Below are 10,626 nucleotides of genomic sequence, written 5' to 3' on the forward strand. Positions count from 1 at the left end.
TGAATTAAAAATCTGCCATTAATCGTGCTTTTTTGAGAATGAAATGAAGTATGGTTTCTTGGCGGGAAATAATATCTGCTCTACCCTCCATCCCGGACTTCAGATGACACTGGCGATCGCTTCTACCCAAATATGATTTTTGTGGTTGAATAGTTACCTGATAGGCGAGTACTTGGACTTGGCTCTGAGCTGCGGTGGTTTTTACAGTTGGTACGGCATCTGGTGCAACTGTTTCGACGGTTCCTTTGAGAGTGCCATACTCTGGATAGGGACAGGCAGAAACCTGCATTTGAACTTTTTGTCCCGGTTTCACTTTGTCGATATCTTGATCTGGGACACGAGCTTTAATTAGTAAAGGTGCATTAAGAGGAGCAATCTGAGCGATCGCTTCACTGGGTTGCACGACCTGTCCTGGGTTGCGAAGATTCAATTGCAGCAGTGTTCCTTCGATTGGCGATCGAATTACACTCTTATTCAGATCGGTTTTTACTTGTTGTAGTTCTTTGCCAGTGCTAACGAGTTGCTTATGCAGTTCAAGGCGCTGCTGCAACAGAGTCTCTCTTTCTTTTTTCAAAGCGGCTAAGGTAGCCTCACCTCTTGCTTGTTCCTGCTTAATCCGTTCAGATGCCACGGTTACAAGAGCATTACTAGGATTGATCGCGGTTTTAGCCTTTTCTCGGTTTATTTGGGCGACCTTAAGAGCTTGTTCTTTTTCCTCTAGAAGACTTTGAGCGTTGGCTTTAGTTTGTTCTAGCTTCGCCTCAGCCGACTTAACCTGTTGTTCTTTTTCTTCAAACAGATTGCGAGGAACTGCTCCCGATACTACTATCGGCTGCAATCGCTCTCTTTGTAACTTGGCTAAGATCAAGGCTGCTTCTGCTTCTTGCACAGTTGCTCTTAAAAGTTTTTCTCGCTGTAATCGCTCTCTTTGCACCTTGGCTAAGGTCAAGGCTGCTTCTGCTTCTGTCATATCAGCTGTAGCTTTAATTTGCTGATCTTGATAGTTGCGTTGGGTACCACCTAACTCAGCTTGTGCAGCAATAAGCGTGCGGTTAATTAAGCTTGCCTGCGCCCCAATCTGGACATTCATTTCACGGAGTTGAGCATCAATTTGATTTAGTTGTAATTGACTCTGCTGAATACTGCTTTCTAATTGACTCTTTTGAGTTTGGAGTTGTGAATCATCAACATGAGCAATAGCTTGCCCTTTAGCCACCACCTGATTTTCTTGAACATCAATCTTTTGAACAGTTCCGCTCATAGCAGACTGAACAATTCGCTGTTCTCCAACAGGTCGGATACTTGCAGGGACTTTGACCGTGACATTGTAATTTAGAACCGATGTCAGACTCACAGCTACCACAAAAATACTCAGCAGAATTCCTCCTCCGAAGTTTGTCCATTTACCGATATGGGGGAGAAACTCGTTAACTTCAACTAAATGAAGCTGGTCTGGATTGGGTTCATTAAACCTATTCCAAGAAGATTCCCCTTCTGTGAGTAAGGATTTCACGGTATTGCACCTTTTGTTGTGAATGGATACACGAAAAAATGAGGCGAGCTAAAACTCAAGCCTGTTGCGTTGACACGAAGGCATCTTGCCGCAGGTATTGCTAAAGGTTACTCTTTGAGAATCACGCTAAATAAGGGGTTTACGGCTCATCCATTCAGGATGAAAAGCAAAGCAACGCCGCATTGCGAAATCCTGTAGCAAGGCTATGTACTAGGCAGGCTAAAAAGTGAAACGGTAACGTATGTTACTAACAGTGACAAACATCATGCTTTACGATGTTATATAATCAATTAAGGGGGGAGAGAAAGGTATGCGCAATGCGCTAAAATCACCTTCCTCATATTTCTAACGTGTGCAACGCGTTGAAAAAAACGGAGGAAAACGCTCAAACTCTCTCAAAGTCCTCACTTACGTTGAGCGAGTCATAATAGTCTCCTTCATCCCCCTTTTATTATTTATTCCCCAAAAATGTGATTATTTGATTTGACATGATTGTTAGCCTCACTTAGGCGAACCTAATTAAGAATCAGCATTCAGGAGATTGACTCGTGATGAAATTCTTCCTAACCTCTTGATTGGAAATATGGGGGTTATATAAAAGACAGTACATCTGTAGACAAAATATCTCTGAAAATCTGCGATCGCTTCTACATACTTAATGATAAGAAACTTTGAGTGGGGAAATTACTTAACACCATCACAATATCAAAGTTGACTGTGCTATTTGGGTAAACCGATCTTCATTCTTAACTATTTGAGAACCCTAATTTACCATTACTTGCTTAAATTTGCGAAGCGCTTTGACGTGACAACTTTTGCAGGTTACTTGTGGGAATAGTTAAAAGGATAAAGGGGTGGGCAAAACTGTGATTCTTATAGGAACAGATCCACTCAATCTGATGCAATAATTTGATGTGACATGATTGTTAGCCTCATTTATGTAGCTCTTTAATAAAAGATTCCAGAGGCTAACTCACTGATACAGTTTTCCCTAAGGGATTTAGCCAGATAATTGGGTTGTACAAAAGGGAAAATGACAGGAAAGCTCTGGAATCTAGGGCTGGTTCCAGCACCCAAGGAGGAGAAACCTTGAGCACCTATATTACTCAGCACTATCACGAAACAGGAGTTGGCGCTACCGTCTGAGAAATGGAATAGGTGACTCTGCATTATCAGTTATTCTGTTCAAAGTTGCACATTTTAAGTAGGGGAGTAGTAAAAAAACAAGTCTGATGAAAAAGATTCATTCTTCAGTCTTGAATGTTTAAGAATCTCCATTTACTATTCCCTGCTTAAATATGTATGGCGCTTTGATATGATATCTGATTTTTTGAGACACCTATGAGCTATAGTTACTATGCACCACCAGTTTCCTCGCCACCTAAATCACCAGTTTGCTCGCCACCAGTTTGCTCGCCACCAGTTGGATCGCCACCAGTTGGTGAAAGACCTAAGGCTCCAACACTTGTAGGAATGGTTCCACCCAAGCCCAAGAAATCTTGTGCAGCCGTATTGATGGCATTACTGGTGCCTACGGAGACGGAGCTGCTACCTTGGGGACCGGAATTGGTTTTTCCCAGTAAACCATTCCGTCTGTTACCGTAATTGCTGCCGCTTAACTCAAAGTCGGCACCACCGACTATTATCTGTTGTTGCTCATCAGATAACTCATTAAGCAACTCAGATGCAACTATTTGATGTGACATGATTGTTAGCCTCACTTACGAAATTAGGTATGTGACTACCTAAGACCCAACTATAGGCATTGTTTGTCATGATTTCATAAACCTGAAGACATAAAACCAAATTGTATTTTTGTTTCTTAAGGTAGATATAAAATCTTTGATTTTTTTTAGATATACCAATGCCATAGAGTAAGAATGATGAATATTCGCTATTTTTAAACTTATTTAAAGTATTTGAACATATATTGAAAGATTTTGCATATCTACAATCACTACTTTGACATTATGATTGGGGGATTATTAATAAGTTTTGCTTAAGTCTTTGCAAATAATACATAAGTAGTTGCTACAAATAGACAACCTTTTGTTACCAGAACAACTTTGTTCGTAACGAATGGATAATATCAAGTTTTTCAAGTGGAGCAACTAAGCTCAGTAAGTTTTAAAGCGGTAGAGTCTGCGGTAAAGCTAGAAAGAACGCCGCAATGCTTAAAACGTCGTTAACCGCTCAAAACTATTGGCAAATCCCTCAAAAACTTGGGTATTGTTTTAAACTCTAAGTTACTATAGTTAACTTTAAAAACTATGCTGACCCAAGATAAAAAACAACACAACTGGAAACCTATTATCAAAGCATTCGAGGTTGTCCTTGGCAAAAATGGTGTAGTGCAACGCCGCGAAGAACTTATTACTTATGAATGTGATGGTTTAACTGGCTATCGCCAACGCCCGGCTGTAGTGGTATTACCTAGAACAACAGAACAAGTTGCCCAAGTGGTAAAGATATGCAATCAATATTCTATCCCCTTCATCGCACGCGGTTCTGGCACTGGTCTATCTGGCGGTGCTTTACCAGTGGAAGACTCTGTTTTGATTGTCACTTCCTTAATGCGGCAAATCATCAGCATTGATTTGGAAAATCAACGCACAATTGTTCAACCAGGCGTGATTAATAGTTGGGTAACACAAGCCGTTAGTGGTGCTGGTTTTTACTACGCTCCTGACCCATCTAGCCAAATTATCTGCTCTATTGGGGGGAATATTGCTGAAAACTCTGGTGGCGTACATTGTCTTAAATATGGTGTCACCACTAACCACGTTTTAGGATTAAAAATTGTCACGCCAGAAGGAGAAATTGTCGATTTAGGCGGACAAATACCTGAAATGCCTGGTTATGATTTAACGGGTGTGTTTGTTGGTTCTGAAGGCACTTTAGGAATTGCCACAGAAATTACTTTACGAATTCTCAAAAGTGCAGAATCAATTTGCGTGCTGTTGGCAGATTTTACCAGTATTGAAGCTGCCGGAGCAACTGTTTCTGATATCATCAGCGCTGGAATTATTCCTGGCGGTATGGAAATGATGGATAACTTTAGCATCAATGCAGTTGAAGATGTTGTTGCCACAAATTGTTATCCCCGCGATGCTACTGCTATTTTGCTAATCGAAATTGACGGGTTAGAAGTAGAAGTTGCAGGAAATAAGCAGCGAGTAACCGAAATTTGTAAAAAGAATGGGGCACGAAATGTTACTTCTGCTAGTGACCCAGAAACCAGATTGAAATTATGGAAAGGACGTAAAGCTGCTTTTGCTGCGGCTGGGCATTTAAGTCCAGATTATTATGTGCAAGATGGTGTAATTCCCCGGACTCAGTTGCCTTATGTTCTGCATGAGATTGAGGCATTAAGCGAACAATATGGTTATCGTGTTGCTAATGTATTTCATGCTGGAGATGGCAATCTTCATCCATTAATTCTTTATGATAATTCTGTACCTGGAGCATTGGAACAAGTAGAAGAAATGGGTGGAAAAATTCTCAAGCTTTGTGTCCAAGTTGGTGGCAGTATTTCTGGTGAACATGGTATTGGTGCGGAGAAAAAGTGCTATATGCCACAGATGTTTAGCCCAGTTGATTTAGAAACTATGCAATGGGTACGGCAAGTTTTTAATCCTAAAGGGTTAGCAAATCCTGAAAAGATATTCCCCACGCCACGAACTTGTGGTGAAGCAGCAAATGCGTCTGCTGTCAAAAAATTTGAAGGTGTGGAAAGATTTTAAGAAGAAAGAATTCAGGATTCAGGAGTCAGGAGTTAAGAATTAGAAGTTATACCAATTTAATGTGAAGTTGCATATATCTTGATCCCCCTAAATCCCCCTTAAAAAGGGGGATCAAGATATATGTTTTTCCGGTTCCCCCCTTATTAAGCTACGGTGTACACACAAGTTTAAAATAGTTGATTAAACAAGGTTTTACCCCACCCTAACCCTCCCCTTGGAAAGGGAAGGGAACTAGATTTTCTTATTTCCCTCCTTTCCAAGGGGGGACTAAGGGGGGTAATTAGACTTGTGTGTACGCTGTAGCCTTATTAAGGGGGGCTGGGGGGGATCGAATTATATGCAGCTTCATAAAAAATTGGGATTAGGAGTAAGAATTAGAATTTGGAATTCTAATTTATTAGGTTTTGGTATCGTTAAATATATTCATAACCAAAATTGGCTCCGTATGCTTTCAACTATTCTGACTTGTGACTTCTGAATTCTGAGTTATTAATCATCATTTCTTTACATAATCCGGAGGATTACAACTTTATTTTGTAGTTATATATATTCCGATCGCACTAGGTCACGATTACAAATGAATCGGGTTGCTCGCCGTTGTGTTTCTTACTTAATGTGTTTGGGATTAGTAGCCACTTTAACAGTTTTTTCATTCTCTTCAGTTTCTTCACTCCCAGTTTATTCCCAAAAAATAATTCCTTTACCTACAGAAATTCGCGGCGTTTGGCTCACTAATGTTGCTAGTGGTGTACTATTTGTCCCTTGGGGCATTAACCGGGCTATAAACCAATTATCGTCCCTCAATTTTAATACAATTTATCCTGTGGTTTGGAACCGAGGACATACTTTTTATAAAAGTGCAGTAGCTGAAATGACTACAGGCTCAAATACTCAACCTTTTCTCAATTTCATGCACGGTGGACAGGATGTTTTAACAAAGATAGTGACACTTGCCAAAAGGAAAAATTTGAGAGTTATTCCTTGGTTTGAATATGGGTTTATGACACCGCATTATTCACAGTTAGCAAGGCGTTATCCCGACTGGTTAACAATTGGACAAGAAGGTCTCAAGTCTATCCAAGATGCACCACCAGAAGAAATTGATAATAGTTTAGTAAGTAAGCTAGCTTGGTTGAATCCCTTACATCCGCAAGTGCAAGAGTTTATCCGAGGGCTAATTTTGGAAGTAGTCAGGGATTATGATGTGGATGGTATTCAGATTGACGATCATTTTGGGATGCCTGTACAGTTTGGTTACGATCGCTTCACGATTGAACTCTACCAGCAAGAACATAAAGGCAAAAGTCCTCCCATTGACCCTTTTAACTCAGAATGGATGCGTTGGCGAGCGGACAAAATTACTGATTTCATGGCAGAACTCTATCAAGCTGTGAAGGCGGTGAAACCCAAAGTCAAAATATCCCTATCTCCAAACTATCAAGCTTTTGCCTACAAATACTATTTGCAAGACTGGGAGAATTGGGTAAAAAAAGGTTTAGTTAATGAGTTAATTTTGCAAGTTTATCGAAATGATCAAAGCTCTTTTATCGCTCAATTAGAACAACCATCTGTGAAATTGGCTCAAAGTCTAATTCCTGTACAAATTGGTATATCAACGGGAACGGTGCGTAATCCTGTAAAAATGGCACAAGTTAGAGAACAGGTTCAAGCAGTACGCGATCGCAATTTTAATGGTATATCGTTTTTCTACTGGGAGAGTCTCTGGGGTTACATTGTACCGGAATCGCCCCAACAGCGACGCAAAGCTTTTTTTGAGATGTTTAATGCTAGAACTGTCAGACAATTCAAACCAAAAAAACTTTGATGCCATTCGCGCCGGAAAATACTAGATTTAGCTTTACACTGCTGTGGACTATCGCTACTTGTGGCGGTTTTTTATTGAGTTTACTTTTTATTGAAGTTGGCGATCAGCCAGATGTTGGGGTGCTAGAAGCAGCTATTGGTGGATTTGCGATCGCACTTCCTCAAGGTTGTCTTCTCAAAGAACCTGTATTTTGCATCAGGTGGATTTTGTCAAGTCTTTTGGGTTGGAGTATCATCACTGCGATCGGTATTGGTGCGGTAGGTTGGATTGTACCCAGTATTCAGATTCTTCCTTTGAGAATCCTGTCGGGAGCCATTTATGGCGCACTTGGCGGCTTGGGAATTGGATTGACACAATGGTTAGCAATTCCCCAGCCTGTGGCGTGGCGATGGATATTTGTCTCTTCGGTCAGTTGGGCTGTTGCTGTCCCCGTGGGTTCTGCTGTGGGAATGATTTTGCACCACTTAACGCAATTATTCTTAGGCGAAGTTATAGGGTTAGCTATCACTTGGCTGCTAGTTGGTATCCTCACCGGAATGAATGCTCATAAATTGCGGTCGTGAGTTCCCATTACCCAGCCTCACCCAATAATTTTATTAAGAATTGTAAAATTAATTGTTATAGTATGATAATTGTACTTAAGTATATGCAAAAATCTTGGAAAACTGTTCAAAAAATCATTAGATTTGCCCTAAACTGCAAATGTATTTTCGCCTTCAAAAAGCAGGATTTGTTAAGCTGACTTCTATTAGCTTTCCTAGATTTCTGACCAGAAGTAGAGAAAGATTTAAATTTCGATGAGCAACAGCTGACAATACTTTGCTATAGGCGCTAAAGTGCATCTACTACAAGTATAACGATAAGAGAGCGCCTAGAAGAGTCAGTAATACCAGAAAGGGACTCTCGCATGAATAAAAATCCAGCAGAATCAACTATGGAGTTGACAAAATTATCGCCCCCTCAAATTATCTTTGGCACGGAAGTAGAGGAGAAAAATAGTAGTGAGCAATTTCTACTGAGCATGTACGATTCTGTGCAGGCATCAATATTTGTAGTAGATGTTCTAGAAGATGGAGATTTTCAGTATGTAGCACTTAATCCCACTCATGAGCGGTGGATAGGAATTCGCTCAGACGATCTCCGAGGCAAAAAACCAGAGGATATTCTCTCCCCCATCGATGCTTGTAGGGTGCGTCAGCACTATGCTGACTGTGTGCTATTTGGTAAAACTATTTCTTACGAACAATGTTTACAATTCCAGGGGGTTACTACTTGGTGGAGTACGACTCTCACGCCACTAAGGGATGCTAACTCTCGGATTTATCGACTGATTGGTACTAGTAGTAATATCACTCCTGTGAAGCAAGCCCAAGAAGCAGTCGGACTCCAGTTTGAACGGGAGCAATTGCTAGAAGCGATCGCCGGACGAATTCACCAATCTGTAGAATTAGAGACAATTCTGCATCAGACAACAATTGAACTGCGGCAGTTTTTGAATTGCGATCGCGTTCTAGTTTATCGCTTCCAGCCTGATGGCAGTGGGGTAATTGTTGCCGCAAGCGTCGCTGCAAGCGATTCACTCTTGGGAAAAAACATCATCGATCCCTGCTTTAGTAGCAATCCAGAACACTACGGGCAAGGTTGCATTCAAGTTGTTGAGGATATTTATGCAGCAGACTTGCATCCTTACCATATAGATTTCCTGGCATCTTTGCAGATTAGAGCCAATGTAGTCGTGCCGATTTTCCAAGAGCAAGATATGTGGGGGCTATTGATTGCCCATCATTGCCAAGAATCACGTCAATGGCAGCAAGCAGAAACTGGCTTACTCAAACAGTTGGCAACTCAAATCGGCATTGCTGTGCAACAAGCAGAACTTCGTCAGCAGCTTCAGGATCTCAAAGTCGAAATAGAGTTGCAAAAACAGAAGCACAAAAATCAGTTGCAGCAGGTACGAAACTTTGAAGCCTTGGTGCGACGGATGACAGAACAAATCCGCGATCGTCTGGATGAAGCTCAGGTGTTGCAGACTGTCACTCAGGAATTAACAGAGTTACTGAACCTTGAACGTTGCCAAATTGAACTCTATAGCCCCTGTCAAACCCTGGTAACTATTGCCTACGGGTACAGCATCAACAATCTACCGCAGTGTCAAGAACTGACTAGACAGATTACAGACCGTCTGGAAGTTTATCAACCCTTATTGCAAAAACAACCTTTGCAATTTTTGGAAGTTGCCCCTGGATGGCAACCAAAGTTGTTGGTTATGTCCCAGATGGCTTGTCCAATTTTCGATACTCAAGGGATTTTGGGAAATCTTTGGTTGGCAAGACCATCACAAGAGGCATTTGATGAATTTGAAATTGAATTAGTGCAGCAGGTTGCCAATGAATGTGCGATCGCAATTCGCCAAGCTCAACTTTACCAACAAACCCAGACACAAGTTAAAGAATTAGAAAATTGCGATCGGCTCAAAAATCAATTTCTCCGAAATCTCTCCCAAGAACTGCGAACCCCAATAACTAGCATCAGCCTTGCAGTCCAAACCCTCGAAAGTGTCTTAACACCAGCAGAAATATTAGAGATAGAAATAGTTCCACAACTCTTGCAGATTCTGCATAACGAGTGTGCGCGAGAAAGCAAGTTAATTAACGATCTACTCAAACTCACATATCTTGAAGCAGAACCCGAACCCCCAACATTGATTGCCATTGACTTACAAAGCTGGCTTCAGCCCATTGTCGAGTCTTTTCGAGACCTCACCAACTGTCAGCGACAGCATTTAAAACTGAGTATTGATCGCGCACTCCCGCCTTTAGAGACAGATATCACAGATATGGAGAGGATTATCACCGAACTACTCAACCATGTCTGCAAATATACCCCAGCAGGTGAATCAGTCACAGTCTCTGCCTACTTAAGAGGGGATGCAGTAGAGCTTAATATTAGCAATTCTGGACTAGAGCTTACCAGCAATGAACTGTCACGGATTTTTGAGCCTTTTTATCACCTTTCCAAGCACGATCCTTGGAAACACAGCGGCACTGGGCTGGAATTAGCATTAGTGCAGAAAATGGTCAGACATTTAGGCGGCTCAATTTATGTAGAGAGTGGAGCCGGTCAAACCACCTTCACCATCAAATTCCCCCTTTAATTCGTTTTTTGGACGTATCACTAGCTAAATTCTCAGAAGTTGTGCTATGATGGTTATTCGTGTGGGTGACTAGCTCAACGGTAGAGCAGTAGACTCTTAATCTATTGGTTGCGGGTTCAAATCCCTCGTCACCCACTTTTTAAGTATTTATTTTTTCTCTCAGTTTTCTCTCACTTCAATCCAATGTACCCCTAAAACAACCAATTATGGGTAAATGTTTTGGTTGAGATAAACTTATGATTGATGCTCATAAATATAAGTTTTGTAGCGACTGTCTTGAATGTCAAGTGCGATCGTTAACAAAAAACTGGAACTGTGAACATTGACGCAACTGGGGAACGCTGCGCTAGATTCGGTGGTGGCTGGTACGGGCATTGAGATTTTACATAGG

Annotated in this window: 6 protein-coding genes and 1 tRNA gene; 5 read left to right on the forward strand and 2 right to left on the reverse strand. The window is 41.3% G+C overall.

What is annotated here, in order from left to right; genetic code table 11:
• Nucleotides 1–4 precede the first annotated feature (4 nt).
• Complete coding sequence (locus IQ274_RS17325; protein ID WP_194142961.1) at nucleotides 5–1,513, reverse strand: HlyD family secretion protein; 1,509 nt, start codon at nucleotides 1,511–1,513, stop codon at nucleotides 5–7.
• 1,355 nt (nucleotides 1,514–2,868) lie between these two features.
• On the reverse strand, nucleotides 2,869–3,219 hold the full coding sequence (locus IQ274_RS17330) for a CTB family bacteriocin (protein ID WP_175586496.1): 351 nt from the start codon (nucleotides 3,217–3,219) through the stop codon (nucleotides 2,869–2,871).
• A gap of 564 nt (nucleotides 3,220–3,783) precedes the next feature.
• Between IQ274_RS17330 and glcD the strand changes: the two genes are divergently transcribed.
• The 5 genes from glcD to IQ274_RS17355 all read left to right on the forward strand — a co-directional run bounded on the left by glcD (nucleotide 3,784) and on the right by IQ274_RS17355 (nucleotide 10,370).
• Entirely contained in the window at nucleotides 3,784–5,256 is a 1,473-nt protein-coding gene (gene glcD, locus IQ274_RS17335; protein ID WP_194142962.1) for a glycolate oxidase subunit GlcD, read from the forward strand.
• Between the two features lie 577 nt (nucleotides 5,257–5,833).
• Nucleotides 5,834–7,081 carry a glycoside hydrolase family 10 protein gene (locus IQ274_RS17340; RefSeq protein WP_194142963.1) on the forward strand — a complete coding sequence of 416 codons (1,248 nt, stop codon included), beginning with the start codon at nucleotides 5,834–5,836 and terminating at the stop codon, nucleotides 7,079–7,081.
• A complete protein-coding gene (locus tag IQ274_RS17345; protein WP_194142964.1) occupies nucleotides 7,081–7,644 on the forward strand; it encodes a hypothetical protein in 564 nt (187 codons plus the stop codon). The genes IQ274_RS17340 and IQ274_RS17345 overlap by 1 nt, the downstream gene beginning before the upstream one ends.
• Nucleotides 7,645–7,988: 344 nt before the next feature.
• Complete coding sequence (locus IQ274_RS17350; RefSeq protein ID WP_194142965.1) at nucleotides 7,989–10,235, forward strand: GAF domain-containing protein; 2,247 nt, start codon at nucleotides 7,989–7,991, stop codon at nucleotides 10,233–10,235.
• Nucleotides 10,236–10,298: 63 nt separating this feature from the next.
• Nucleotides 10,299–10,370: transfer RNA gene (locus tag IQ274_RS17355), tRNA-Lys, on the forward strand.
• Nucleotides 10,371–10,626 lie beyond the last annotated feature (256 nt).

The organism is Nostoc sp. LEGE 12447 (genome assembly GCF_015206985.1).
Taxonomy (GTDB): domain Bacteria; phylum Cyanobacteriota; class Cyanobacteriia; order Cyanobacteriales; family Nostocaceae; genus Nostoc.